General features: G+C 72.2%; 20 protein-coding genes, 2 tRNA genes and 1 pseudogene. 20 read left to right on the forward strand and 3 right to left on the reverse strand.

Going from position 1 to position 26496, the window contains the following annotated elements; genetic code table 11:
* The first annotated feature begins 41 nt into the window (after positions 1-41).
* Positions 42-512 (forward strand): ATP-binding protein, encoded by a 471-nt coding sequence (locus ACYVO2_RS26120; protein ID WP_461010442.1) that lies wholly within the window; start codon positions 42-44, stop codon positions 510-512.
* Here ACYVO2_RS26120 and ACYVO2_RS26125 read toward each other — a convergent pair.
* Positions 498-1631, reverse strand: coding sequence for an acyltransferase family protein (locus tag ACYVO2_RS26125; RefSeq protein ID WP_461010443.1), 1134 nt, complete (start codon positions 1629-1631; stop codon positions 498-500). The two genes, ACYVO2_RS26120 and ACYVO2_RS26125, sit on opposite strands and share 15 nt — an antisense overlap.
* A 540-nt stretch (positions 1632-2171) precedes the next feature.
* Here ACYVO2_RS26125 and ACYVO2_RS26130 point away from each other — a divergent pair.
* Positions 2172-2366 carry a hypothetical protein gene (locus ACYVO2_RS26130; protein WP_461010444.1) on the forward strand — a complete coding sequence of 65 codons (195 nt, stop codon included), beginning with the start codon at positions 2172-2174 and terminating at the stop codon, positions 2364-2366.
* Between the two features lie 134 nt (positions 2367-2500).
* Here the strand turns inward: ACYVO2_RS26130 and ACYVO2_RS26135 are convergent.
* A tRNA-Gly gene (locus ACYVO2_RS26135) sits at positions 2501-2571 on the reverse strand.
* A 270-nt stretch (positions 2572-2841) separates the two neighbouring features.
* Between ACYVO2_RS26135 and ACYVO2_RS26140 the strand changes: the two genes are divergently transcribed.
* The 5 genes from ACYVO2_RS26140 to clpX all read left to right on the forward strand — a co-directional run bounded on the left by ACYVO2_RS26140 (position 2842) and on the right by clpX (position 7930).
* Positions 2842-2915, forward strand: a tRNA-Pro gene (locus tag ACYVO2_RS26140).
* Positions 2916-3332: 417 nt separating this feature from the next.
* Positions 3333-4778, forward strand: a complete 1446-nt coding sequence (gene tig / locus ACYVO2_RS26145; protein WP_461010445.1) for a trigger factor — start codon at positions 3333-3335, stop codon at positions 4776-4778.
* A 247-nt stretch (positions 4779-5025) separates the two neighbouring features.
* Positions 5026-5724, forward strand: a complete 699-nt coding sequence (locus ACYVO2_RS26150; RefSeq protein WP_461010462.1) for an ATP-dependent Clp protease proteolytic subunit — start codon at positions 5026-5028, stop codon at positions 5722-5724.
* Between the two features lie 123 nt (positions 5725-5847).
* Complete coding sequence (locus ACYVO2_RS26155; RefSeq protein WP_461010446.1) at positions 5848-6507, forward strand: ATP-dependent Clp protease proteolytic subunit; 660 nt, start codon at positions 5848-5850, stop codon at positions 6505-6507.
* 136 nt (positions 6508-6643) lie between these two features.
* Positions 6644-7930, forward strand: coding sequence for an ATP-dependent Clp protease ATP-binding subunit ClpX (clpX, locus tag ACYVO2_RS26160; RefSeq protein ID WP_461010447.1), 1287 nt, complete (start codon positions 6644-6646; stop codon positions 7928-7930).
* Between the two features lie 225 nt (positions 7931-8155).
* On the opposite strand, the gene ACYVO2_RS26165 is transcribed toward clpX, so the two are convergent.
* The gene (locus ACYVO2_RS26165) at positions 8156-9064 is read right to left on the reverse strand and encodes a hypothetical protein (protein ID WP_461010448.1); all 909 of its coding nucleotides are present in this window, start codon (positions 9062-9064) and stop codon (positions 8156-8158) included.
* A 133-nt stretch (positions 9065-9197) separates the two neighbouring features.
* On the opposite strand from ACYVO2_RS26165, the gene ACYVO2_RS26170 reads away from it, so the two are divergent.
* The 13 genes and pseudogenes from ACYVO2_RS26170 to ACYVO2_RS26230 all read left to right on the forward strand — a co-directional run.
* Positions 9198-11831: a valine--tRNA ligase gene (locus ACYVO2_RS26170; RefSeq protein ID WP_461010449.1), complete on the forward strand. Its 2634-nt coding sequence runs from the start codon at positions 9198-9200 to the stop codon at positions 11829-11831.
* A 96-nt stretch (positions 11832-11927) separates the two neighbouring features.
* Positions 11928-13322 (forward strand): bifunctional tetrahydrofolate synthase/dihydrofolate synthase, encoded by a 1395-nt coding sequence (folC, locus tag ACYVO2_RS26175; protein ID WP_461010450.1) that lies wholly within the window; start codon positions 11928-11930, stop codon positions 13320-13322.
* 7 nt (positions 13323-13329) lie between these two features.
* On the forward strand, positions 13330-13665 hold the full coding sequence (locus ACYVO2_RS26180) for a DUF4233 domain-containing protein (protein WP_461010451.1): 336 nt from the start codon (positions 13330-13332) through the stop codon (positions 13663-13665).
* Positions 13666-13814: 149 nt separating this feature from the next.
* Entirely contained in the window at positions 13815-14228 is a 414-nt protein-coding gene (ndk, locus tag ACYVO2_RS26185; RefSeq protein WP_461010452.1) for a nucleoside-diphosphate kinase, read from the forward strand.
* Positions 14229-14560: 332 nt separating this feature from the next.
* On the forward strand, positions 14561-15583 hold the full coding sequence (locus ACYVO2_RS26190) for a rod shape-determining protein (RefSeq protein ID WP_461010463.1): 1023 nt from the start codon (positions 14561-14563) through the stop codon (positions 15581-15583).
* 90 nt (positions 15584-15673) lie between these two features.
* Positions 15674-16651, forward strand: a complete 978-nt coding sequence (gene mreC, locus ACYVO2_RS26195) for a rod shape-determining protein MreC (RefSeq protein ID WP_461010453.1) — start codon at positions 15674-15676, stop codon at positions 16649-16651.
* A gap of 4 nt (positions 16652-16655) precedes the next feature.
* Complete coding sequence (mreD, locus tag ACYVO2_RS26200; protein ID WP_461010454.1) at positions 16656-17411, forward strand: rod shape-determining protein MreD; 756 nt, start codon at positions 16656-16658, stop codon at positions 17409-17411.
* Positions 17408-19711: a penicillin-binding protein 2 gene (gene mrdA / locus ACYVO2_RS26205; RefSeq protein WP_461010455.1), complete on the forward strand. Its 2304-nt coding sequence runs from the start codon at positions 17408-17410 to the stop codon at positions 19709-19711. The genes mreD and mrdA overlap by 4 nt, the downstream gene beginning before the upstream one ends.
* Entirely contained in the window at positions 19708-20904 is a 1197-nt protein-coding gene (rodA, locus tag ACYVO2_RS26210; protein ID WP_461010456.1) for a rod shape-determining protein RodA, read from the forward strand. Before mrdA ends, rodA begins: the two co-directional genes overlap by 4 nt.
* Positions 20905-21176: 272 nt before the next feature.
* Positions 21177-22829 (forward strand): CYTH and CHAD domain-containing protein, encoded by a 1653-nt coding sequence (locus ACYVO2_RS26215; protein ID WP_461010457.1) that lies wholly within the window; start codon positions 21177-21179, stop codon positions 22827-22829.
* Positions 22830-22894: 65 nt separating this feature from the next.
* Positions 22895-24823, forward strand: coding sequence for a TIGR03960 family B12-binding radical SAM protein (locus ACYVO2_RS26220; RefSeq protein WP_461010458.1), 1929 nt, complete (start codon positions 22895-22897; stop codon positions 24821-24823).
* A 181-nt stretch (positions 24824-25004) separates the two neighbouring features.
* On the forward strand, positions 25005-25850 hold the full coding sequence (locus ACYVO2_RS26225; protein WP_461010459.1) for a TIGR03936 family radical SAM-associated protein: 846 nt from the start codon (positions 25005-25007) through the stop codon (positions 25848-25850).
* 216 nt (positions 25851-26066) lie between these two features.
* Positions 26067-26496, forward strand: a pseudogene (locus ACYVO2_RS26230) (Rne/Rng family ribonuclease); the annotation flags it as partial.

Here is a 26496-nt window from a genome sequence, read left to right on the forward strand (position 1 = left end):
CGTGCGCCCCGGCGCGCGAAACCGACCGCAGGGGGCAAGAGTTGAGCCCACAGACCCAGCCGAGGCCGGCCCCACCCGTCGCCGGTCTTCTCGGTGCCCGCCCCGTCGCGCGCGGACACTGGGCCAGGTCCTGGACGTTCCCGTCCACCGCCGCCTCCGTGCCGCGCTGCCGCCGCGCCGTGCTCCGTGCCCTGCACGCCCACGGTGTCCTCGGCGACCCCGCGGACTCCGCGGCCCTCCTCGTCACCGAACTCGCGGGGAACGCGGTGGAACACGCCACGACCCGGCAGAGCGACGAGTTCACCGTCGTCCTCGGCCGCCGCGGCAGATGGCTCCGCATCGAGGTGCGCGACGGCGGCCGCCCGCTGCGGGTGCGCCGCTGCCCGGCCGTGCCTGATCTGACGGCGACGGCCGGGCGCGGCCTGTTCCTGGTCCAGGCGCTCAGCGGCGCCTGGGGGGTGCGCTCCACCGCGGGCGGCAAGGCGGTGTGGTGCGAGCTAGGCGTCTGCTGAGGCGCCCGCCCCGCGGGCGGCGGCCCTGCGCTTGAACGCCCAGTCGAGACGGGGCTCCACGACCGGCCGGAACACGGCGCGCACCGGCGGGCTGCACAGCAGCAGCGCGACGGCCACCGCGATCGCCGTGACGGTGACGGCGCCCAGCGGCGTGTGCACGAACGCGTGGTCGTACCAGCCCCAGAAGCGCCCGCCCTTGGCCAGGAACCCGTGCAGCAGGAACGCGTACAGCGTGCCCGTGCCCAGGCCGGTGAGCCAGGTCCGCCGGGTGGGCACCAGCGCCAGGAACGCCGCGGTGAGCGCGGTGGAGCACACCAGCATGGCGAGGGACATGGCCACGCCCTGCCACACCGGCACGCCCAGCTCCGCGGCGCTGTCGCGGTGGTACATCCACGCCCGCGCCATCCGGGGCGCCGCCCAGTGGGCGACCACCAGGGCGCAGACGAACAGCGGCACCGCGGCCAGCCGCACCGCCCGGCGCCGCAGGAACGCGAAGTGCTCCGGCCGCAGGCACAGGCCGAGCACGAAGAACGGCAGGAACTGGAACACCCGTTGGAGGTCGAGGTCGTCGCCGATCCGCGAGGTGGTGGCGAGCACCGAGAGGGCCACGGCCAGCGCCAGCGGCCAGCGCACCACGCGCCAGATCGGCGCGGTCAGCCGCCACACGAACAGGGCGACGAGGAACCAGGTCAGGTACCAGGGGTCGACCAGGCTCACCGGGTGGCCCGGGTCGTCGTCGGCGTACCGCTTGAAGACGCTGTAGGCGGTCTCGAAGACGATGTACGGGATCGCGATGCCGGTGACCAGGCGCTGGATCCGGTCGGGGCGGGAGTCGAAGTTCCGCGAGAAGTAGCCGGAGATCACGATGAAGGCCGGCATGTGGAACGCGTAGACCAGCAGGTAGAGGGCCTTGGCGGCGCGGCTGCCGTCGGTGAGCGGCTCCCAGGCGTGCCCGGCGACGACGAGGACGACGGCCAGCAGCTTCGCGTTGTCGAAGAACGCGTCCCGCTCCTTGCCCGGCTGCGCCGGGGCGGTGGTGCCGGGCCCGGTGGGGGCGGGTGCGGCGGCGGGTGTCCCGGGGTGTTTCCCGAGGCGTGGGGGGAAGGCGGTCTGGGTCACAGGCCCACCCACCGGGAGCGGTCCGGGGCGGGGCGGGCGCGGCGATATCTGGTCCGTGGGGCGTGGAACATCTGCGTCACCATACTCGTGGCGGGGGGCCGGGCAAATTTCGGCAGGGTCCTGGGCCCGCGTTTACCGCGAAAGTGTTGACAGCAAACGGGGCACTCGCCGATCAGAGCGATATGTGACCGTCCACACCCTTTGCCCACGGCTTCCGTCCCGCTTTGCGGCACCGGGCCGACGTGGCGATATGTCCGTTTCTTCGCCTGTTTCGAGGCTCTGCGGCTATCCCCCGGCAAATCCGGAATTCGCGAGAGATGGCGGTGGGCATTGCCCGGTGAGGATTAGGCGTCGAACAAGACCCTGAATTCCCGTCGGAAACTCGCCGGGCCCGGCGCCGCCCGGTGCGCGAACGCGCGCCCCGGTCGCCCCGCGGGAGTGGCACGATGTGCGTCCGGGGACGCCGCCCGGCCCCCGTCCGGCCGGTGGCGTCGCGGGGCCCCGCGGGCCGGTCCACGCCCGACCGAGGAAGTGATCCGCGTGGCCGTCTCCGTCTCCGCCGTGCTCCTGCTCGCGATCGTCATGGCCGTCCTGCTCCGGGGAGGGGCGCTCAAGCCCGGGCCCGCGGTCGTCGCCGTCCTGTTCGGCTTCTTCCTGGCCTCCACCGGCATGGCCCCCACCATCAACCGCTTCCTCGACTCGGTCGCGGAAACCATCGGCCGCATCTCGTTCTGACCCCCGCCCGCCCGGGCGGCGACCGCCCGGCCCGCGAGCGGCACGCGGCGGGCACCCGGCCGCGGAACACCCGGGGGCAACAACAAGGGCCCAGGTCGGGGAACAACCGCCCGACCTGGGCCCTTGCCGTACGGAGCGGGCGACGGGAATCGAACCCGCGTAGCCAGTTTGGAAGACTGGGGCTCTACCATTGAGCTACGCCCGCACCGGCGGGAGATCCGCACGCCGGTGCCCTTGAGGCCGCCGTCTCCGGCAACCCCTCGACACCGTGTGCACCGGATCGCGCCCGTGTGCACTGGAACAGCGTGCGCCGTCCCGCCGTTCCCTCCGCCGCCGGGCGGCGTCGGGACGGTCCACAGCGTACCCGCACCCGTCGTCGCGCGCACATCAGTTCCGGCCCGGGCGCGGGACACGGGGAGCCGTGAATATCGGCGGACCGGCGACCTGTCGGCATGTACGCTACGTGTCGTCCCGACGGGGTGTGGCGCAGTTTGGTAGCGCGTCCGCTTTGGGAGCGGAAGGTCGTCGGTTCAAATCCGGCCACCCCGACACAGCAGTGCGGCCCGCCGGCCGCCTGATCCCCGCGCCCTCCTCCGGGAGGGGCGGAGGGTCGCCGGCGGGCGCCCGGCGGCGGCGCCCCGGTGCGGTCGGAGGACCCCGGGGGGAAGCCGCGTCGCCGGTGCCCCGTCTACCGGTACTATGCAAGTCGCGCCTGTGTACACGGGGCGTCGCGGGGCGGAGGACACCAGCGTCGGGCTTCGGAGGAACGGACGAAGCACCGGACTCCGGGAACGGAGCACCAGCGCGAGGACCGTCGCCTCCGCACGTGTCTCGTCGGCGACCGGTACTCCCAGCCGCGCGGCCCAGGGCCGGGCGGGGACGGAGCTACCGGCTGTTGGCGCGTATCCGGGCGGCTCACGCCCGTGCAGCCAGACCAACGAAGTCAGCCCCCAAGGAGACCCAACCGTGAAGAGCGCCGTGGAGACCCTGAACCCGACCCGGGTTCGGCTCACTGTCGAGGTGCCCTTCGAGGAGCTCAAGCCCAGCCTCGACGCGGCGTACAAGAAGATCAACCAGCAGGTTACGGTGCCGGGCTTCCGCAAGGGCAAGATCCCCGCCCGCATCATCGACCAGCGGTTCGGCCGCGGCGCGGTGCTGGAGGAGGCCATCAACGACGCCCTGCCGAAGTTCTACACGGAGGCGGTCAACGAGGGCGAGCTGAAGGTCCTCGGGCAGCCCGAGGTGGACATCACCGAGTTCAACGACGGCGAGCAGCTCAAGTTCACCGCCGAGGTGGACATCCGCCCGTCGATCGAGCTGCCGGACTACTCCGGCATCGAGGTCACCGTCGACGCGGTCGAGGTCAGCGACGAGGACGTGGACAAGTCCATCGAGCAGCTCCGCGAGCGCTTCGCCTCCGTGACCACCGTGGAGCGCGCCGCCGCCGAGGGCGACGTGGTCGTGCTCGACCTCGAGGCCAAGGTCGACGGCGAGGTCGTCCAGGACGGCGTCGCCAAGGGCATCTCGTACACCGTCGGCAGCGGCGAGCTGCTCGAGGGCATCGACGCGGCCGTCACCGGCCTGGAGGCCGGCGGCTCGGCCACGTTCACCAGCGAGCTCAAGGGCGGCTCCGCGGCCGGCAACCAGGCCGAGATCAAGGTGGACGTCACCGCGGTGCAGGCCAAGGAGCTGCCGGAGCTGGACGACGAGTTCGCCCAGTTGGCGAGCGAGTTCGACACCATCGAGGAGCTCCGCGCCGACAGCCGCAAGCGCCTGGAGCGCATGAAGCGGTACGACCAGGCCACCCAGGCCCAGGAGAAGGTGCTCGACGCCCTCCTGGAGCTCGTGGACGTGCCCCTGCCGGAGAAGCTCCTGGAGAGCGAGGTGGAGACCCGCAGGCACAACCTGGAGCACCACCAGCTCGCCCAGATGGGCCTGGACCTCGACGGCTACCTGAAGATGCAGGACAAGAGCCGCGAGGAGTTCGACGCCGAGATCGCCGAGCAGGCGAAGAAGGGCATCAAGACCCAGTTCGTGCTCGACGAGCTCGTCGCCAAGGAGCAGCTCTCGGTCAACCAGGAGGAGCTCACCGAGCACCTCATGCGCCGTGCCGCCAGCTCCGGCATGAGCCCCGACCAGTTCGCCCAGGCCGTGGTCGAGGGCGGCCAGGTGCCGCTGCTGGTCGGCGAGGTGGCCCGCGGCAAGGCGCTGGCCACCGTGGTGGAGGCGGCGAAGGTCGTGGACACCAACGGCGCCGAGGTCGACCTGGACGACGAGGACGAGACCGGCGAGACGGTCGAGCTCTCCGAGGCCGAGGCCGAGGAGGGCGGCGAGGCCGCCGAGGCCGCCGCTGAGGACTCCGCGGAGGCCGCCGAGCCGGCCGGGTCCCCGGAGGGCGAGCAGAAGGCCTGACGCCCCCGCGAGGCGCGTTCCTCGCGCACGGGTGCCGTGAGCGCTGTGGCGGGCCCCGGACACGACAGGTGTCCGGGGCCCGTCGGCGTTGCCGGTGAAGCGCCAGCCTGCGCTCACAGCGAACAGTTCCGTGTGGGGGATGGCAGTGCCCCACCTGCGCGTTAGGGTCCTTTGTACGAGGGATACGAGGGTGGGAAAGCTGCGTTGACGCTTCCGCGCCCTCGCGACGAACCCTGAGATGAAGACGCTGAGACGGCCTGCCGCCGTCCGAGATCGAGCAGGTGGATTAGTGACGACTCCGCGCCCCAATCCCATCCAGCACGTCACCAAGCCGGGGCTCGTGACGCCCTACGCCGCATCCGAGCCGCAGCTCGGCGGGCTGGGGGACCAGGTCTACAACCGGCTGCTCAACGAGCGCATCATCTTCCTCGGCCAGCCGGTGGACGACGAGATCGCCAACCGGATCACCGCGCAGCTCCTGCTGCTCGCCGCCGACCCGGAAAAGGACATCTTCCTCTACATCAACTCCCCGGGCGGCTCCGTCCAGGCCGGCATGGCGATCTACGACACGATGCAGTACGTCAAGAACGACATCGTGACCATCGCGATGGGCCTGGCCGCCTCCATGGGCCAGTTCCTCCTCACGGCGGGCGCGCCGGGCAAGCGCTTCGCGCTGCCGAACACCGACATCCTGATGCACCAGCCGTCCGCGGGCCTGGCCGGCTCCGCCTCGGACATCAAGATCCACGCGGAGCAGCTCCTCCGCACCAAGAAGAAGATGGCCGATCTCACCGCGCTGCACTCCGGCCAGTCGGTGGAGCAGATCACCCGGGACTCCGACCGCGACCGCTGGTTCACCGCGCAGGAGGCCAAGGAGTACGGCCTGCTGGACGAGGTCATCGCCACCGCAGCGAACGTTCCCGGCGGCGGCGGCACCGGGGCCTGAGCCACCCTGCCCGCCCCTGAGCCCTCCGCCCCGCACCGGGCGGGGAGGGCCGGGCGGGAGGGCCCCGCGGCTCTTCCCGCACGACCGACTTCGCTTCTTTCCACCAGGACGGTGAACCTCCAGATGAACAACCCGATCCAGCCGAGCCACCGCTTCGAGGGCGTCCGCCCGGAGAGCCGGTACGTCGTCCCCCGCTTCGTGGAGCGCACCTCCCAGGGCATCCGCGAGTACGACCCGTACGCCAAGCTCTTCGAGGAGCGGGTGATCTTCCTCGGCGTGCAGATCGACGACGCCTCCGCCAACGACGTCATGGCGCAACTGCTGTGCCTGGAGTCGATGGACCCGGACCGCGACATCTCGATCTACATCAACAGCCCCGGCGGCTCCTTCACGGCGCTGACCGCGATCTACGACACCATGCAGTTCGTGAAGCCGGACATCCAGACCGTCTGCATGGGCCAGGCGGCCTCCGCCGCGGCCGTGCTGCTGGCCGCCGGCACCCCCGGCAAGCGCATGGCGCTGCCGAATGCCCGTATCCTCATCCACCAGCCGTACACCGAGACCGGGCGTGCGCAGGTGTCCGACCTGGAGATCCAGGCCAGGGAGGTCATGCGCATGCGCGAGCAACTGGAGGAGATGCTCTCCAAGCACTCGCGCAAGGACATCGAGGTCATCCGTGACGACATCGAGCGGGACAAGATCCTGACCGCGGAGGAGGCGCTGGACTACGGCCTCGTCGACCAGATCGTCTCCACCCGGAAGAGCTCGGCCACGGTCGCCTGAAACCCGCCCCCCTTCGGGCCGACGGCAGGAAGTCGGCCCAAGGGGGGCCATTGACCGGTCCAGTCAGGGTACGGTCGGATACCAAGCACCAGGTCTCTCGCGGAAACCAGGGACCGAGGCGAAGGAGAAGCACCTCGTGGCACGCATCGGTGACGGCGGCGATCTGCTCAAGTGCTCGTTCTGCGGGAAGAGCCAGAAGCAAGTCAAGAAGCTCATTGCAGGTCCCGGCGTGTACATCTGCGACGAGTGCATCGACCTGTGCAACGAGATCATCGAGGAGGAGCTCGCCGAGACCTCCGAGGTCCGCTGGGAGGACCTGCCCAAGCCCCGGGAGATCTACGAGTTCCTCGAGGGCTACGTGGTGGGGCAGGAATCGGCCAAGAAGGCGCTGTCCGTCGCGGTCTACAACCACTACAAGCGGGTCCAGGCGGGTGAGAACGGCGGCAACCGCGACGACGGCATCGAACTGGCCAAGTCCAACATCCTGCTGCTCGGTCCCACCGGCTCCGGCAAGACCCTGCTCGCCCAGACGCTGGCGCGGATGCTGAACGTGCCGTTCGCCATCGCCGACGCCACCGCCCTCACCGAGGCCGGGTACGTCGGCGAGGACGTCGAGAACATCCTGCTCAAGCTCATCCAGGCCGCCGACTACGACGTCAAGAAGGCCGAGACGGGCATCATCTACATCGACGAGATCGACAAGGTCGCCCGCAAGAGCGAGAACCCGTCGATCACCCGGGACGTCTCCGGCGAGGGCGTGCAGCAGGCCCTGCTGAAGATCCTGGAGGGCACCACCGCCTCCGTGCCGCCGCAGGGCGGGCGCAAGCACCCGCACCAGGAGTTCATCCAGATCGACACCACGAACGTGCTGTTCATCGTGGGCGGCGCCTTCGCGGGCCTGGAGAAGATCATCGAGGCCAGGGCGGGCAAGAAGGGCATCGGCTTCGGCGCCACCATCCGCTCCAAGCGGGAGATCGACGCGGCCGACGTGTTCTCCGAGGTCATGCCCGAGGACCTGGTGAAGTTCGGCATGATCCCCGAGTTCATCGGCCGGCTCCCGGTGATCACCTCCGTGCACAACCTCGACCGCGAGGCCCTGCTCCAGATTCTGGTCGAGCCGCGCAACGCCCTGGTCAAGCAGTACCAGCGGCTGTTCGAGCTGGACGGGGTGCAGTTGGAGTTCGACCGCAGCGCCCTGGAGGCCATCGCCGACCAGGCCATCCTGCGCGGCACCGGCGCCCGCGGCCTGCGGGCGATCATGGAGGAGGTCCTCCAGTCGGTGATGTACGAGGTCCCGTCCCGCAAGGACGTGGCCCGTGTCGTGATCACCGAGGACGTGGTGCTGTCCAACGTGAACCCGACCCTGGTGCCGCGCGACCCGCGCAGCATCGGGAAGGGCGAGCGGCACGAGAAGAGCGCCTAGGGTGCCCTCTCCCGGGGCCGGGCTCCCCGGGAGTCCCGGTGCCGGTCGGGTGGGTGGTCTTCCGAAGCTCGTCGTGCCGGGGTTGCGCTCCCGCGAGGAGGTGCCCCGGGACGGTGGCACCGCCCCACAGCCGCCCGGTCGGGAAGGCTCGGGGGAGGCTGAACGTCGTCGAGGGGCCCGCACCGGTCGAACCGGTGCGGGCCCCTCGACGTGCCGGGCCCCGGGTCAGGTGATCGCGCCGGAGGCGCCCTCGGAGCCGCCCGTGCCCGGGTCGGAGCCGGTCTCGGTGTCGTCGGGGGCGGCGCCCGGCTCGACCTGCATGCCGTCGCGGATGTCGATGGTCCGCTCCGCGAGCCGCTCCAGGTCCAGGCCCTCCGGGCCGGTGCCGTCGGCGCCCTCCCGGAACTCGCCCACCATGCCCATGGTGCTGCGGTTCGCCCAGCCGCAGGCCGCGAAGTACTCCTCGTCCTTCTCCATCACCACGCACCGCACCGGCACGTCGCCCGCGCCCTCGGCCCGCGGGTCGAAGGTCCGCGCCTCGCCGACCACCCGGAAGCCGCGGTCGAGCTTGTCCGCCATCTGGGCGCTCATCGCCTCCTCGGGGTCGGCGATGTCCCCGTAGGCGCCGCTGACCGCGTAGTGCGGGAACGGCTTGGCCTTCGGCCGGTACGTCGGGTTCACCCGCTCCAGCGGGCTGCCGTCGGCGCTCAGCTCCTCGTACGACCTGCCGCCCGGGTCCCGCTCCTCCTCCACGACGAAGGTGCCGCCCTGGATGGTGATGGACGGGGTGCGCCGCAGCTCCCAGCGCACCTCGGGGCCGGAGTCCCCCAGCAGCGCGGGCACGGCGAACACGCCCGCCGCCCCGAGCCCCAGCGCCCCGGCCACGCACGCCACCACCGCCCCGGTCCGCCCCCGCCGCCCCGGAGCGGGGGCGGGCGGCACCGGCGCGCCCGGCGGCCCGAACCCCGGTCCCTGCGGCGGGCCGAACCCGTGCGCCGGGCCGTAGGGCTGCGCCGGGCCGTGGGGCGGCTGCTGCGGGGCCCCCGGCCCGTACCCGTACCCGTGGCCGTGGCCGGGCGCGGGGTGGGCGTAGCCGGACGGCGGGCCGAATCCTTGCGGCTGCTGGCTGCTCATGTCGGTCGCGACCCCCCTCGGGACGGTGTGCTGCCGGAAGCTGACATCCTCCCGGAACGGCGACGCTCCCCGGCCCCCGGGGGTTGCGGAACGGGTTCGATGGCAGGGGGCCGTCTTCCGTAGACTGACCGTCGTGACCGACACCAACCAGAGCCCCTCCGCGGGGACCTCCAGCGCGCCCGAGCATCTGCCCACCCAGTACACCCCGGCTGAGGTAGAGGCGACGCTGTACGAGCGCTGGGTCGCCGCCGGTTGGTTCGAGGCGGACGCCAAGAGCGACAAGCCGCCCTACTGCGTCGTCATCCCGCCGCCGAACGTCACCGGCAGCCTGCACCTGGGCCACGCCTTCGAGCACACGATCATCGACGCCCTCACCCGCCGCAAGCGCATGCAGGGCCACGAGACGCTGTGGCAGCCCGGCATGGACCACGCCGGCATCGCCACGCAGAACGTCGTGGAGCGCGAGCTGGCCAAGGAGGGCCTGTCCCGGCACGACCTGGGCCGGGAGGCGTTCGTCGAGCGGGTGTGGCGGTGGAAGGCCGAGTCCGGCGGGCAGATCTCGGGGCAGATGCGCCGCCTGGGCGACGGCGTCGCCTGGTCACGTGAGCGCTTCACCATGGACGAGGGCCTGTCCAGGGCCGTCCAGACGATCTTCAAGCGGCTCTACGACGACGGCCTGATCTACCGGGCCGAGCGCATCATCAACTGGTGCCCGCGCTGCCTGACCGCCATCTCGGACATCGAGGTGGAGTACCAGGAGGACGACGGCGAGCTGGTGTCGATCCGCTACGGCGAGGGCGAGCAGTCCATCGTCGTGGCCACCACCCGCGCCGAGACGATGCTGGGCGACACCGCGGTCGCCGTCCACCCCGACGACGACCGCTACCGCCACCTGGTCGGCACCGAGATCGTGCTGCCGCTCACCGGCCGCCGCATCCCGGTCGTCGCCGACCCCCATGTGGACCCGTCCTTCGGCACCGGAGCCGTCAAGGTCACCCCGGCGCACGACCCGAACGACTTCGAGATCGGCCGCCGCCACGGCCTGCCCGCGCTCACCGTCATGGACGAGCACGCGGTGATCACCGCCCACGGCCCGTTCCAGGGCCTGGACCGCCTCGAGGCCCGCTCGGCGATCGTCGGCGCGCTGCGCGCCGAGGGCCGGATCGTCGCCGAGAAGCGGCCGTACGTCCACTCCGTGGGGCACTGCTCGCGCTGCAAGACCACCATCGAGCCGCGCCTGTCCATGCAGTGGTGGGTCAAGGTCGGCCCGCTCGCCGAGGCCGCGGGCGACGCGGTCCGCGACGGCCGGGTGCGCATCCACCCGCAGGAGATGGAGAAGCGCTACTTCGACTGGGTGGACAACCTCCACGACTGGTGCATCTCGCGCCAGCTCTGGTGGGGGCACCGGATTCCGGTCTGGTACGGGCCGGACGGCGAGGTCGTCTGCGTCGGCCCCGACGAGGAGCCGCCCGCGGGCGAGGGCTGGCACCAGGAGACCGACGTCCTGGACACCTGGTTCTCCTCCGGCCTGTGGCCGTTCTCCACCCTCGGCTGGCCGGAGCGGACCGAGAGCCTGGCGAAGTTCTACCCGAACTCCGTGCTGGTCACCGGGTACGACATCCTGTTCTTCTGGGTCGCCCGGATGATGATGTTCGGCCTGTACGCGATGGACGGCACCCCGCCGTTCCACACCATCGCCCTGCACGGCATGGTCCGCGACCAGCACGGCAAGAAGATGTCCAAGTCCTTCGGGAACGTGGTCGACCCGCTGGACTGGATGGACAAGTACGGCTCGGACGCGCTGCGCTTCACCCTCGCCAAGGGCGCCAACCCGGGCACCGACGTGCCCATCGGCGAGGACTGGGTCCAGGGCTCCCGGAACTTCACCAACAAGATCTGGAACGCCACGCGCTTCGCGCTGATGAACGGCGCCACGGTGGAGGGCGCGCTGCCGCCGGCCGAGGAGATGTCGGCCACCGACCGGTGGATCCTCTCCCGCCTGAACACGGTCGTGGCCGAGGTGGACGCCCTCTACGAGGACTTCCAGTTCGCCAAGCTCAGCGACCTGCTGTTCCACTTCGCGTGGGACGAGGTGTTCGACTGGTACGTCGAGCTGACCAAGGCCGCCTTCCAGGCCGGGGGCCGCCCGGCGGAGGTCTCCCGGCGGGTGCTCGGCGAGGTCCTCGACGTGCTGCTGCGGCTGCTGCACCCGATCGTCCCGTTCGTCACCGAGGCGCTGTGGACGGCGCTGACCGGGCGCGAGACGGTCGTCGTCGCGGCGTGGCCGGCCGACTCCGGCTTCCGCGACGCGGCGGCCGAGCGGACGGTCGCGGCCGTCCAGTCGCTGGTCACCGAGGTGCGCAGGTTCCGCGTCGAGCAGGGGCTCAAGCCGGGCCAGAAGGTGCCCGCGCGGCTGTCCCTGGACGGCACGCCGTTCGCCCCGCACGAGGCCGCGGTGCGGCTGCTGCTGCGCCTGGAGCCCGAGGGCGAGGGCTTCCGCCCGACGGCGTCGCTGCCGGTGGCCGGGGCCACGGTGGAGCTCGACCTGTCCGGCGCGATCGACGTGGCGGCCGAGCGCAAGCGGCTGACCAAGGACCTGGCGGCGGCCGAGAAGGAGAAGGCGCAGGCCGCGGCGAAGCTCGGCAACGAGGCGTTCCTGGCCAAGGCGCCCGAGCAGGTGGTGGAAAAGATCCGCACCCGGCTCGCGGCGGCCGAGGAGGACATCACCCGCCTGACGGCGCAGCTCGCGGCCCTGCCGCAGGGCTGAGCGGACGTCCGGGGCGCGGCCCTCGCGTGAGGGCCGCGCCCCGCACCGCACCCCGTGGTGTCCGGGGGGCCGGTGGGGATTCGTAGACTGGTACCTGTGAGTGACGAACCCCGGCAGACCCCGGACACGCCCGCAGCCGCCACCCCCGCCGACGACGCGGCGGCGGCCCTGCGCGAGGTGGAGGCCGAGCTCGCCGCGCGGTGGCCGGAGACGAAGCTGGACCCGTCGCTCGACCGCATCGCCGCGCTGATGGACATACTCGGCCACCCCCAGCGCTCCTACCAGAACATCCACATCACCGGCACCAACGGCAAGACCAGCACCGCCCGGATGATCGAGGAGCTGCTGCGCGCCTTCCAGTTGCGCACCGGCCGCTACACCAGCCCGCACGTGCAGTCCGTCACCGAGCGGATCAGCCTGGACGGGCAGCCGGTGCCCGACCGGCGGTTCGTGGAGACGTTCCACGAGATCCTGCCGTACGTCGAGATGGTGGACCGGTCCCAGCCGCACCGGATGTCGTTCTTCGAGGTGCTCACCGGCATGGCCTTCGCGGCCTTCGCCGACGCCCCGGTGGACGTCGCCGTGGTCGAGGTCGGCATGGGCGGCAACTGGGACGCCACCAACGTCGTGGACGGGGTCGTCTCCGTGGTCACGCCCATCGCGCTGGACCACACCGACCGCCTCGGCGGCACACCCGGCGAGATCGCCGTGGAGAAGGCCGGGATCATCAAGCAGGGCGCGTCCGCGGTCCTCGCCCAGCAGCCCGTGGACGCCGCTCAGGTGCTGCTCAAGCACGCCGTCGGGGTGGACGCCACGGTGGCCAGGGAGGGCATGGAGTTCGGTGTGCTGCACCGCTCCGTGGCCGTCGGCGGCCAGTTGCTGACCCTGCGCGGCCTGGGCGGGGAGTACCCGGAGCTGTTCCTGCCGCTGCACGGCGCCCACCAGGCGCACAACGCGTCGGTGGCGCTCGCCGCCGTGGAGGCGTTCTTCGGGGTCGGGTCCGGGCGCTCGGACCTGCTGGACGTGGAGACCGTGCGGGCCGCGTTCGCCCGGGTGACCTCGCCGGGGCGCCTGGAGGTGGTGCGGCGCAGCCCCACCGTGGTGCTGGACGCGGCGCACAACCCGTCGGGCGCCACCGCGGCCGCGGCCGCCGTGTCGGAGGCGTTCGACTTCACCCGTCTGGTGGGAGTCGTCGGCACCAGCGCGGACAAGGACTCGGCGGGGCTGCTGGAGGCGTTCGAGCCGGTCCTCGCCGAGGTGGTCGTCACCCAGAACTCCACCGTGCGGGCCACCCCGGTGGACGAGCTGGCCGCGCTCGCCGTGGAGATCTTCGGCGCGGACCGGGTCCGGGTCGAGCCCCGCCTCGACGACGCCCTGGAGGCGGCGGTGGAGCTCGCCGAGGAGGAGGGCGCGTTCGCCGGGGCAGGGGTGCTGGTCACCGGTTCGGTCGTCACCGTCGGAGAGGCCCGGCTGCTGCTGGGCGGGAAGTGAAGCGTCCATGCGAACCCTGTGCTCGGCCACGCTGATCGCCGAGGCGCTCCTGATCGGCTTCGCCGCCCTGGTGGCCATGCGCCTGTCCGACCTGTCCGCCGCGACGGTGTGGGGGGTCAGCGGGGCCGCGATGGTGCTCTGCGTCCTGCTGTGCGGGGTGCTGGGCCGCTCCTGGGCGGTGCCCCTCGGCTGGGCGCTCCAGTTGGGGCTGGTCGTCAGCGGTTTCGTGGTGCCGATGATGTTCGTCATGGGCGCGGTTTTCGCCGGGCTGTGGTGGGCCTCGGTGTACTACGGCCGCAAGGTGGACGCGATCAAGGCGGCGCGCGAGGCGAAAACCGCATAGCTGGTGCGGGATGCTTTTCGCGGGCCCGGTAATGTCGTGCCGCCCGGCCGTGCCACTTCCCGGCCGTGCCCGCCCGCGCCGACCCGGCCGGGCGAACTCCACCCGGGCCGGACCTGCCGAATGCCCGTCGATTTTTCCAGGAGCCGTACGTGAGCCAGCGCACTCTTGTCCTGATCAAGCCCGACGGTGTTCGCCGCGGACTGATCGGTGAGATCGTCGGACGGATCGAGCGGAAGGCCGGCTGGCGCGTGACCGCGCTGGAGCTGCGCACCCTGGAGAGGGCCACGCTGGAGCAGCACTACGCCGAGCACGTCGGCAAGCCGTTCTACGAGCCGCTGGTGGAGTTCATGGCGTCCGGGCCCGTGGTGGCCATGATCGTCGAGGGTGAGCGGGTCGTGGAGGGCGTGCGCGCCCTGGCCGGCCCCACCGACCCGGTGGCGGCCCCTCCCGGCAGCATCCGCGGCGACTTCGGGGTCATCGTCCGGGAGAACCTGATCCACGCCTCCGACTCCGAGGAGTCCGCCGAGCGCGAGATCAAAATCTTCTTCCCGGGCCGCGCCTGAACCGTTCGGGCGGTCTTCCCCGGGGGTTCGCGCCACGTTCGGCGGACCCCCGTCAGAGGGGCGTTGGACGGGACCGAAAGCGCACCGGCTCCGCCGAATGGGGGTGCCGCGCTACGCCGGCGGAACCAATCCCTCCGACACGGCGTCACCAATACAGGGGACGTTCAGTCCTTAAGCTGACAATTGCAGCGGCACCCCCAATGCCCGCCCGGGCAGGCGTGATTACCATGGAATCCCCGGTCCTCGACCGGACGCCCTCAGCGCTCCGTCGCACGCCTGCCGCCCACACCGCTCCAGCTCGGGAAGGCTTCCGCATACCCATGGCGAACAACATGTCGTTCATCGGCCGTGACATGGCTGTCGACCTCGGAACCGCCAATACGCTGGTGTACGTCAGAGGGCGGGGCATCGTCCTGAACGAGCCGTCGGTCGTGGCCATCAACACCAACACGGGCGGGATCCTGGCGGTCGGCGCCGAGGCGAAGAAGATGATCGGCCGGACGCCGGGCAACATCGTGGCGATCCGCCCGCTGAAGGACGGCGTCATCGCCGACTTCGAGATCACCGAGCGGATGCTGCGGTACTTCATCCTGAAGATCCACCGCCGCCGCTACCTGGCCCGGCCGCGCGTCGTCGTCTGCGTCCCCTCGGGCATCACGGGCGTGGAGCGGCGCGCCGTGATCGAGGCGTCCTCGCAGGCTGGCGCGCGCACCGTGCACATCATCGAGGAGCCGATGGCCGCCGCGATCGGCGCCGGACTCCCGGTGCACGAGGCCACCGGCAACATGGTGGTGGACATCGGCGGGGGCACCACCGAGGTCGCGGTGATCTCCCTCGGCGGGATCGTCACGGCGCAGTCCATCCGCGTCGCGGGCGACGAGCTGGACAACGCGATCATCCAGCACATCAAGAAGGAGTACTCGCTCCTGCTCGGCGAACGCACCGCCGAGCACATCAAGATGACGATCGGTTCGGCGTTCGCCGTCACCGAGGAGGACGAGCACGCCGAGATCCGCGGCCGCGACCTGGTCAGCGGCCTGCCCAAGACCGTGGTGATCTCCGCGACCGAGGTCCGCAAGGCCATCGAGGAGCCGGTCAACGCGATCGTGGACGCGGTCAAGACCACGCTCGACAAGTGCCCGCCCGAGCTGTCCGGCGACATCATGGACCGCGGCATCGTCCTCACCGGCGGCGGCGGCCTGCTGCGCGGCCTGGACGAGCGGCTGCGCCGCGAGACCGGGATGCCCATCCACATCGCCGAGTCCCCGCTGGACTCGGTGGCCCTGGGCGCGGGCAAGTGCGTGGAGGAGTTCGAGGCGCTCCAGCAGGTGCTGGACGCGCAGCCCCGCCGCTGAGCCGCCGCCCCGCCTCCCGGGGCGGCGGGCGCCCGGCGGGCGCACCGCTTTTCGTTCCACCATTCCTAGAGGGAAGGCACAGCCGCGCACGTGAGGGACACCCGAGAGAGCCGGCTGCTGTTGGTGCTGCTGGTCGCGATCGCTTTCGCGCTGATCACCGTCGACCTCAGAGGCGGTGAGGAGTCCCCGTTCGACGGGGCGCGCTCGGCCGCCGCCTCCGTCTTCGGGCCCGCGCAGGAGAGCGTGTCCTCCGCCGTCGATCCCATCGGGGACGCCATGGCGGCGGTGCGCGAGTCCGGGGACCGCGCGGGCCGCGTGGCCGAGCTGGAGCGGGAGAACGCCGAGCTCAAGCAGCGCCTCGCCGGGCGCTCGGCCGACGACCGGCGCGCCGCGGAGCTGGACCGGCTGCTGGGGGCGGCGGGCGCGGGCCAGTACCGCGTCAAGGCCGCCCAGATCGTCGGGATAGGAGCGGCCCAGGGCTTCTCCTGGACCGTCACCATCGACGTCGGCAGCGAGGACGGCATCACCCGCGACATGACGGTCCTCAACGGCGACGGGCTGGTGGGCCGCGTCACCACCGTAGGCCCGTCCACCTCCACCGTGGTGCTGGCCACCGACCCGGACTTCACCGTCGGCACCCGCCTGGAGAAGACCGGCGAGCTGGGCTTCGCCACCGGGCAGGGCGACCGGCCGATGCGGGTGCAGTTGCTCAACGCCAAGGCCGACGTGAAGAAGGGCGACCGGCTGGTCACCTTCGGCTCGCAGGGCGGGCGGCCGTTCGTGCCGGGCGTGCCCGTCGGCACGGTGGTGGAGGTCGAGCCCGCGGCGGGCAACCTCACCCGCACCGTCGAGGTCGAACCGTTCGTGAAGTTCACCAGGCTCGACCTCGTCGGCGTGGTGGTGCAGGCGCCCCGCGAGGACCCGCGGGACAGCGTGCTGCCGCCGAAGCCCCGGGCGTCCGCGGGCGCGCAGAAGGGCTCGGAGAAGAGCTCGGGGAAGAAGACGGCCGGGGACGAGCAGCGCACCGGCGCAGGCACCGCAGGCACCGCAGGCACGAGGAGAGGCTGACCGCATGACCGCCCTCAACCGGATCCTGCTCTCGTCCGTCCTGGTGGTGGTTGCCCTGGTCCTCCAGGTCACCGTCCTGGCCAGGCTCCAGTTGCCCGGCGCGGTGCCCGACCTGACGATGCTGGTGGTGCTGGGCCTGGCGATGGTCTACGGGCCCGTCGGCGGCTGCTTCGTCGGCTTCGGCGCCGGGCTGCTCACCGACCTCGCCCCGCCCGCCGACCACGCCGTGGGCCGGTTCGCGCTGGTGCTCTGCCTGATCGGCTATGTCGCGGGGCTGGTCAAGCCGGACACCGGGCAACTGCGCTCCATCGCCACGCCGATGTTCGTGGTCGCCACCGCGGCCGTCGGCGGCACGCTGCTGCACGCGGGCGTCGGCTCCCTGGTCGGGGACACCGCGGCCCGCAACGTCGGCATCACCGGGCTCGCCCTGTCCGCGCTGCTGTACGACCTGCTGCTCGCGCCGTTCACCGTGCCCTGGGTGATGGCGCTGGCCAGAAAGCTCGAACACGATCCGGTGGCGGCCGCCGGGGAGAGCGGCACCACCGGCGCCGCCGCGGGCAACTGGCTGTCCAGCGGGGGCGGCGGCGGCAGCCGCTTCACCCTCACCGGGCGGCCCGGGGGCGTCGGGCGGATCGGCCGCACCGGCCGCAGGCAGGGCCTGGCGCGCACCGGTCGGTCCCGGATGGGCGGCCGCCGCGGCGGTCTGTCCCGCACCCTCACCCGTTCCGACGGCATCGGCAAGCTGGGGAAGCGCCCATGAGCAACATCCCGGAGACCGGCCGCACCCCGAGGGTGGCGATCCGGCTGGTCGCCATACAGATCCTCGTCCTTTCGCTGCTGCTCACCCTCGGCGGACGGCTGTGGTACCTCCAGATCCGCAACGGCGACGAGTACACCGAGCAGGCGTCGCGCAACCAGGTCCAGGAGGTCGTCACCTCCGCGGTGCGCGGCTCCATCCTCGACGCCAACGGCGTGCCGCTCGCCGACAACGTCAACCGCCTGGTGGTCTCGGCCGACCGCACCGAGCTGCTGCGCCAGCGCGACGACGGCAAGGCCGTGCTCACCCGCCTCGCCGGGGTGCTCGGCATGCCCGTCGAGGACGTGACCGACAAGGTGCGGCTGTGCGACGCGCAGACGCCCCAGCCGTGCTGGAACGGCTCGCCGTACCAGCCCATCCCGATCACCGACGAGGCCACCACCAAGCAGGCCCTCCAGATCGTCGAGCGCCGCGAGGAGTTCCCCGGCATCACCGCGGAGCCCACCGCCGTGCGCCGCTACCCCGCGCCCGACGGCGCCACCTCCGCGCAGGTCCTCGGCTACCTCTCCCCGGTCACCGACGAGGAGATCGCCGAGCGCGAGCGGGCCGCCGAGAACGGGGAGTCGGCCGCGCCGCCGCTGCTGCGCTCGGACCAGGTCGGCCGCTCGGGCCTGGAGCGCACCTACGACAGCGAGCTGCGCGGCACCGCGGGCGTCACCCGCTACCGCGTGGACAACCTCGGCCGCGTCATCGGCAAGGCGGGCAGCACCGCCGCGAGGCCCGGCTCCTCCATCGTCACCAGCATCGACGCCCGCGTGCAGGGGCTCGCCGAGAAGGAGCTGGTCAAGGCGATGAAGGAGGCCCGCAAGGGGTGGGACAGGAACACCCAGCGCAAGTACGAGGCGGACTCCGGCGCCGTTGTGGTGATGGAGGCGAAGACCGGCCGGGTCGTGGCCATGGCCAGCGCGCCCACCTACGACCCGAACGTGTGGGTCGGCGGCATCAACGCCCGCGAGTACAAGAAGCTCACCGGTGAGAAGTCCAACTACCCGCTGCTCAACCGGGCCATCCAGGGCCAGTCGGCGCCCGGCTCGGTGTTCAAGGTGGTCTCCACCGCCGCCGCCGTCAACGCCGGGTACCCGGCGGACGGCTCCTACGAGTGCAGCTCCTCGTTCAACATCGGCGGCCAGGTCTTCAAGAACTTCGAGTCCAAGGGCTACGGCTCGATCTCGCTCGGCCGCGCGCTGGAGGTCTCCTGCGACACCGTCTTCTACCGGCTCGCCTACGAGGAGTGGAAGAAGGACGGCGGCAACACGCCGAAGAAGAAGACCAAGGACTGGTTCTTCAAGACCGCCGAGCAGTTCGGCCTCGGCTCCACCACCGGCATCGACCTGCCGTCCGAGGTGCCCGGGCGCATCCCGGACCGGCAGTGGAAGAAGGACTACTACAAGGCCAACAAGAACGCCTGGTGCAAGCAGGCGAAGTCCAAGAAGAAGGACTACGCCACCCAGATCGCGCGGGAGAACTGCGCCGAGGGCTTCAAGATGCGCGCGGGCGACACCGTCAACTACTCGATCGGCCAGGGCGACACCCTGGTCACGCCGATCCAGATGGCGAACATCTACGCCGCCATCAGCAACGGCGGCACCCTGTACGAGCCCAGCGTCGGCAAGGCCGTGGTCAGCGCGGACGGCAAGCGGGTCGAGGAGATCAAGCCCAGGGCCAAGGCGAAGCTGCCGATGGACCGCGAGACCCGCGACTACATGGACCAGGCCCTGGCGAGCGTCTCCACCACCGGCACCGCCGCCTGGCGCTTCCAGGGCTGGCCGCAGGACGAGATCCCGATACACGCCAAGACCGGCACCGCCGAGGTCTACGGCAAGCAGACCACGTCCTGGTTCGCGTCCTACACCGAGGACTACGCGATCGTGATGACGATCTCCCAGGGCGGCACCGGCTCCGGTGCCTCCGCGCCCGCGGTGCGCAACCTCTACAGCGCGCTGTACGGCGTCCAGGAGGACGGGTCGATCGACACCGGGAAGGCGCTGCTGCCGAAGCCGAAGAAGGACCTGCCGAAGATCGGCGAGGACGGGACGATCCAGCAGGCCTCCCTGGCCGCCGAGCCCGCCACCCGGGACGCCGGGGGCACCGCCCGGTACGCGACCGCCGACGCCCCGCGGGTGACGGCGCCCTCCGGCGACGGGCGCGCCGCCGCCGTGGCCCTGCCCGCCGTCGCCGCCCTGCCGCCGGAACGCACCGCCCACCACACCCGCAAGGCCCAGCACACCCGGAACACGCCATGACGAGCACCGGCTACACCGTCCAGCGGTACTCACCGCCGCGCTCCTCGCTCGGCCGCCTGCTCGCCCGCGACTCGCTGCTGTGGCGGATGGACTGGATACTGATCCTCGGCGCGCTGCTGCTGTCCGGGATCGGGTCGCTGCTGGTGTGGTCGGCGACCCGCGGCCGCACCGAGCTCAACAACGGCGACCCGCAGTACTTCCTGTGGCGCAACATCATCAACATCGCCATAGGGGTCCTGCTGGCGTGCGCGGTCATGGCCATCGGCCACCGGCGGCTGCGCGGCGCCGTGCCCGTGTTCTACATCCTGTCGATACTGCTGCTGGGAGCCGTCCTCACCCCGCTCGGCACCACCATCAACGGCGCCCACGCCTGGCTGGTCGTCGGCGGCGGGTTCACCATCCAGCCCGCGGAGTTCGCCAAGATCACCATCATCCTGGGGATGGCGGTGCTGCTGGCCACCAAGGTGGACGCGGGCGACCGCGAGCACCCCGACCACCGCACCGTGGTGCAGGCGCTGGTGCTGGCCGCCCTGCCGATGGGGATCATCCTGCTGATGCCGGACATGGGCTCGGTGATGGTGATGGCCATCATCGTGCTCGGGGTGCTGCTCGCCTCGGGCGCCTCCAACCGGTGGGTGGTGGGTCTCATCGCCGCGGGTGTGGGCGGGGCGGTGGCGATCTGGCGGCTCGGCGTCCTCGACCAGTACCAGATCGACCGCTTCGCGGCGTTCGCCAACCCCGCGCTCGACCCGGCGGGCGTCGGCTACAACACCAACCAGGCGCGGATCGCGATCGGCTCCGGCGGCCTGTTCGGCAAGGGGCTGTTCGAGGGCAGCCAGACCTCGGGCCAGTTCGTGCCCGAGCAGCAGACCGACTTCATCTTCAGCGTGGCGGGCGAGGAACTCGGCTTCGTCGGCGCCGGAGGGCTGATCCTGCTGGTGGGCGTCGTCCTGTGGCGGGCCTGCCGGATCGCGCGGAACGCGAGCGACCTGTACAGCACGATAGTGGCCGCCGGGGTGGTGGCCTGGTTCGCCTTCCAGTCCTTCGAGAACATCGGCATGACGCTGGGCATCATGCCCGTCGCGGGCCTGCCGCTGCCGTTCGTCTCCTACGGCGGCACGTCGATGTTCGCGGTGTGGATCGCGGTGGGCCTCCTCCAGTCCATCAAGATGCAGCGCCCGGTCTCGGCCTGAGGCCGGGCTCGCCGACCCCGCGGGGGCACGGCGAGCCCGGCCCGCGCCGGGACGGGCGCCCGTCCGCTCCCGCGGCGCCCCCACCCGCCGTCCGCACCGCACGGCACCGCCCCCCACCGCCGTCCCACCACCCCCTCACGCCGCGTCCCGCACCAGCCCCGCCCCCACGGCCCGGCCCCGCGGGCGCCCGTCCGGCGATTTTCCGCCAGGAGGGATCTGGCGGGCGGCGGGCGAGCCGTGTTTTGGTGGCTGCGAGCAGCCAGGAGGCACGGATGGTCGGCGCGGTACGGGAGATCGAGCGGAAGTACGAGGCGTCCGGGGAGCACGGGCTGCCCGACCTCGGCGGAGTGGAGGGCGTCGCGTCCGTCGCCGCCCTGGACGAGGTGGCGCTCGACGCCGTCTACTACGACACCGCCGACCTGCGCCTGGCCGCCGCGGGCACCACCCTGCGCCGCCGCGGCGGCGGCGACGACGCCGGATGGCACCTCAAGCTCCCGGTGGGCCCCGACACCAGGGACGAGATCCGGCTGCCCCCGCGCGCCTCGGAGGCCGTCCCCCCGCAGCTCGTCAGGCTGGTCCGCGCCCGCACCCGCGGCGCCCCACTGGTCCCCGTCGCGCGACTGCGCACCACCAGGCGGCCGTACCGCCTGCTCGACGCCGACGGCCGGGTCCTCGCCGAGGTCGTCTGCGACCGGGTGACCGCCGAGGCCGACGGCGCGACGCGCGCCTGGGCCGAGATCGAGGTGGAGCTCGCCGCCGGCGACCCGGCGCTGCTCGACGCGGTGGAACGGCGGCTCGCCGAGGCGGGCATCACCCGCAGCACCTCCGCGTCCAAGCTGGCCCGGGCCCTGGGGGACCGGGTGCCGGGCGGGGGCGAGCGGCAGCGGGGACGGGAGAAGACGGCACAGCGGAAGACCCCGTCCGAGAAGACCGCACCCAAGAAGACCGCACCCAAGAGGACCGCACCGAAGAAAACCGCACCGAAGAAGACCGCACAGCACAAGAGCACGCAGACGAAGGACACCCGGAAGGGCGGGAAGAAGAAAGGCGGCAAGGCCCCGATCACCGCGGGCGACGCCGTCCTCGCCTACCTGCGCGTCCAGGCCGACGCCCTGGCCGACCTGGACGCGGCCGTCCGCCGCGACCTGCCCGACGCCGTCCACCGCACCCGCGTCGCCTGCCGCCGCGCACGCAGCGCCCTGCGCACGTTCCGCTCCGTCCTGGACCCCGAGGCCACCCGGGCGCTCGCCGACGAGCTGCGCCACCTCGGCGCGGAGCTGGGCGCCGACCGCGACCGCGAGGTGCTCGACCAGCACCTGCGCGCCCTGCTCGACCCGCTGCCCCGCGGCGAGGTGCTCGGCCCGGTGCGGGGCAGGCTCCGCACCTGGTCCGCGCAGCGCCGCTCCGGCACCCGCAGGCGCGTCCTCGCCGCCCTGGACAGCCCCCGCCACCTGGCGCTGCTCGACGCGTTCGACGCCCTGCTCGCCGACCCGCCGCTGCTGCCCGCCGCAGCGCGGCCGGCCTCCCGGGTGCTGGCCGAGTGCGTGCTGCGCGACTACCGCCGCCTGGCCCGGCGCGTGGCCTCGGCGCGCACCGAGGAGGACCGGCACGAGGTGCGCAAGGCCGCCAAGCGCGCCCGTTACGCGGGCGAGGCCGCGGCCCCGGCGCTCGGCGCGCCCGCCAAGGCGTTCGCCGACCGGATGAAGGCCGTCCAGGAGGTGCTGGGGGAGTACCAGGACGGCGTGGTGGCCCGACAGGCCCTGCGGGAGCTGGCCGCGCAGGCCCACGCGAGCGGCGAGAACGCGTTCACCTACGGCCTGCTGCACGAGCGCCAGGGGCGGGCCTGCGAGCTGGCCGCGGAGCGGTTCGGCGCGGTGTGGCGGGAGGCGTCGCGCAAGCGCCACCGCGCGGCGCTGACCGGCTGAGCCGCGCCATGGCGGTGGGTTACCCTGAGGGGTCACCCCCTGCCACGTCACGAAAGCCAAGGATCATGCCTGTCGAGTCGGTCTTCCCCCGTCTGGAAGCCCTCCTCCCGCACGTCCAGAAGCCGATCCAGTACGTGGGCGGCGAGCTGAACTCCACGGTCAAGGACTGGGACTCCGCCGACGTCCGGTGGGCGCTGATGTACCCGGACGCCTATGAGGTCGGCCTGCCCAACCAGGGCGTCATGATCCTCTACGAGGTCCTCAACGAGCGCGAGGGCGTCCTCGCCGAGCGGACCTACAGCGTGTGGCCCGACCTCGAGGCGCTGATGCGCGAGCACGGCGTGCCGCAGTTCACCGTGGACGCGCACCGCCCCGTCAAGGCGTTCGACGTCTTCGGCGTCAGCTTCTCCACGGAGCTCGGCTACACCAACCTGCTCACCGCGCTCGACCTCGCCGAGATCCCGCTGGAGGCGGCCGACCGGGGCGAGGACGACCCGGTGGTGATCGCGGGCGGCCACGCCGCGTTCAACCCCGAGCCGATCGCCGACTTCGTGGACTGCGCCGTGCTCGGCGACGGCGAGCAGGCCGTCCTGGAGATCACCGAGGTGGTCAGGGCGTGGAAGGCCGAGGGCCGCCCCGGTGGCCGCGAGGAGCTGCTGCTGCGCCTGGCGCGCACCGGCGGGGTGTACGTGCCGCGGTTCTACGACGTGGAGTACCTGCCCGACGGCCGGATCGCCCGCGTCGTCCCCAACCGCTCCGGCGTCCCGTGGCGCGTCACCAAGCACACGGTGATGGACCTGGACGAGTGGCCGTACCCCAAGAAGCCCCTGGTGCCGCTGGCGGAGACGGTGCACGAGCGGATGTCGGTGGAGATCTTCCGCGGCTGCACCCGGGGCTGCCGCTTCTGCCAGGCCGGGATGATCACCCGTCCGGTGCGGGAGCGCTCGATCACCGGCATCGGCGAGATGGTGGACCGCGGCCTGAAGGCCACCGGCTTCGAGGAGGTCGGCCTGCTGTCGCTGTCCTCGGCCGACCACTCCGAGATCGCCGACGTCACCAAGGGCCTCGCCGACCGGTACGAGGACGACAAGATCGGCCTGTCCCTGCCCTCGACCCGGGTGGACGCGTTCAACATCGACCTGGCGAACGAGCTGACCAGGAACGGCCGCAGGTCGGGTCTCACCTTCGCCCCCGAGGGCGGCTCCGAGCGCATCCGCAGGGTCATCAACAAGATGGTCTCCGAGGAGGACCTGATCCGCACCGTCGCCACCGCGTACGGCAACGGCTGGCGCCAGGTGAAGCTGTACTTCATGTGCGGCCTGCCGACGGAGACCGACGAGGACGTCCTCCAGATCGCCGAGATGGCCAAGCGCGTCATCGCCAAGGGCCGCGAGGTCTCCGGCCGCTCCGACATCCGCTGCACGGTGTCCATCGGCGGGTTCGTGCCCAAGCCGCACACCCCGTTCCAGTGGGCGCCGCAGCTCAGCGCGGAGGAGACCGACGCGCGGCTGGAGAAGCTGCGGGACGCGATCCGCGCCGACAAGCGCTACGGCCGGGCCATCGGCTTCCGCTACCACGACGGCAAGCCGGGTATCGTCGAGGGCCTGCTCTCCCGCGGCGACCGCCGCCTGGGCAAGGTCATCCGCGCGGTGTACGAGGACGGCGGGCGGTTCGACGGCTGGCGCGAGTACTTCTCCTACGAGCGCTGGATGCGCTGCGCCGAGAAGGCGCTGGCCGACGAGGTCGTGGACGTGGACTGGTACACCACCCGCGAGCGCGGCCACGAGGAGGTCCTGCCCTGGGACCACCTGGACTCCGGCCTGGACAAGGACTGGCTCTGGGAGGACTGGCAGGACGCCCTGGAGGAGGTCGAGGTGGAGGACTGCCGCTGGACCCCGTGCTTCGACTGCGGGGTGTGCCCGGCCATGGACACCTCCATCCAGGTCGGCCCCACGGGCAAGAAGCTGCTGCCCCTGACGGTCGTGAACGGCTAGCCGGACCCGGCCGCTGAGCCCGCACCGGGCCGTGTCCCCCTCGGGGGCGCGGCCCGGTGGCGTACGCGGCGAGCACGGCGGTCGCCGGTCCGCGTACCCTTGACCTGTAAGCGACCACCGACTGCCGAGGGACTGAACGACACTGGGACGCCGACAGCCCGAAGGGCCGCCGCCCGCACCCGTGGCGCAGCGCATCAGGCTGCGCTACACCAAGCGCGGCCGCCTTCGGTTCACCAGCCACCGCGACTTCCAGCGCGCCTTCGAACGCGCGCTGCGGCGGGCCGAGGTTCCGATGGCGTACTCCGCGGGCTTCACCCCGCACCCCAAGGTCTCCTACGCCAACGCCGCACCCACCGGTGTGGGCAGTGAGGCCGAGTACCTGGAGATCGCGCTGACCCAGGAGCGCGATCCGGAGCGGCTGCGTGCCCTGCTCGACGAGTCCCTGGCCCCCGGCCTCGACGTGATCGAGGCGGTCGAGGTCCGCACGCCGAACTTCGCCGAACGGCTGGAGGCCTCGGTGTGGCGGCTGCGGCTGGACGGGGTGTCCCGTCAGGACGCCGAGGCCGCGGTGGAGAAGTTCCTCGCGCAGGAGCGGGTCGAGGTCGAGCGCATGACCAAGAGCGGTGTCCGCGTGTTCGACGCGCGCGGCGCCGTGGTCGCTCTCGACGTCGTGGACGAGGCGGAGGAGCAGGTGGCCGCGGCGGCCGACGGCGGTCTCGAACGCGGGGCCGATAGGCTGGAAGGCAGTGCCTGTGCGATACTGCGGCTGGTTGTTCGGCATCTGACACCTGCCGTACGACCTGACGACGTCCTGTCCGGCCTCCGTGCGACGGCCGACCTGGCGCCGCCGGTCCCCGCAGCGGTGACCAGGCTGGCGCAGGGGCCGCTCGATGAGGAGTCCGGCACGGTGACCGACCCGTTCGCGTCCGACCGCGACGCCGCCACGGCCGTTGTTTCCACGACCGCCCGGCTGTCCGCAGTCGGGGACACCCCCGTTCGCGGGGGCGCGCAGGCAGGTTCCGCGTAGGAGCCGTCGTCGCATGCGTCGCCGCGGCACCAGGGAGCCACCCGGGCCCGGCCGATGCGCTGACACACAAGACTTTCGTCGGCGCCGCCCAGACGGCGCCGACGAGCGAGACTACAGCTCCCGTGCGGCGCCCGCGCCCCGGACGCGGCACCGCCCCGAGCGGGGCCCTGCCGGATCCGGCGCGGCGCCCGGGAGCGTGACGGGAGAACCGCCCGCATGCTCGAGAACACCGAGCCGAACGACACGTCGCGACCCAGCGACCCCACGACAACCGAATCCACCGACGACAACCGGCCCTCCGCCGAGGCGGCACCGCGCCGCCGCCGCAGGGCCGCGTCCCGGCCCGCGGGACCGCCCGCCGCCGGGGCCGCGCAGGCCGCGGACGCGGACGCCGCCGCGGACACCGTCCGGTCGATACCGCCGGAGCAGGCCGCCGTGGCCGCGCAGGACGCGCCCGCGAAGGCGCTCCAGCAGCAGGAGGCCGCGGGCGAGGAGCCGGAGAAGCCCAAGCGCGCCCGCCGCACCCGCAAGCGCGCCGAGGCCGCCCCCGAGACGGCCCCCGAACCGGCCGCGGAGCCGCGGCCCGAGACCGCGCCCGAGGCCGCGGGGCCCGCGCCCGCGCCCCGGCGCACCCGCCGGCGCGCCG

Source organism: Streptomyces capparidis (assembly GCF_054782095.1).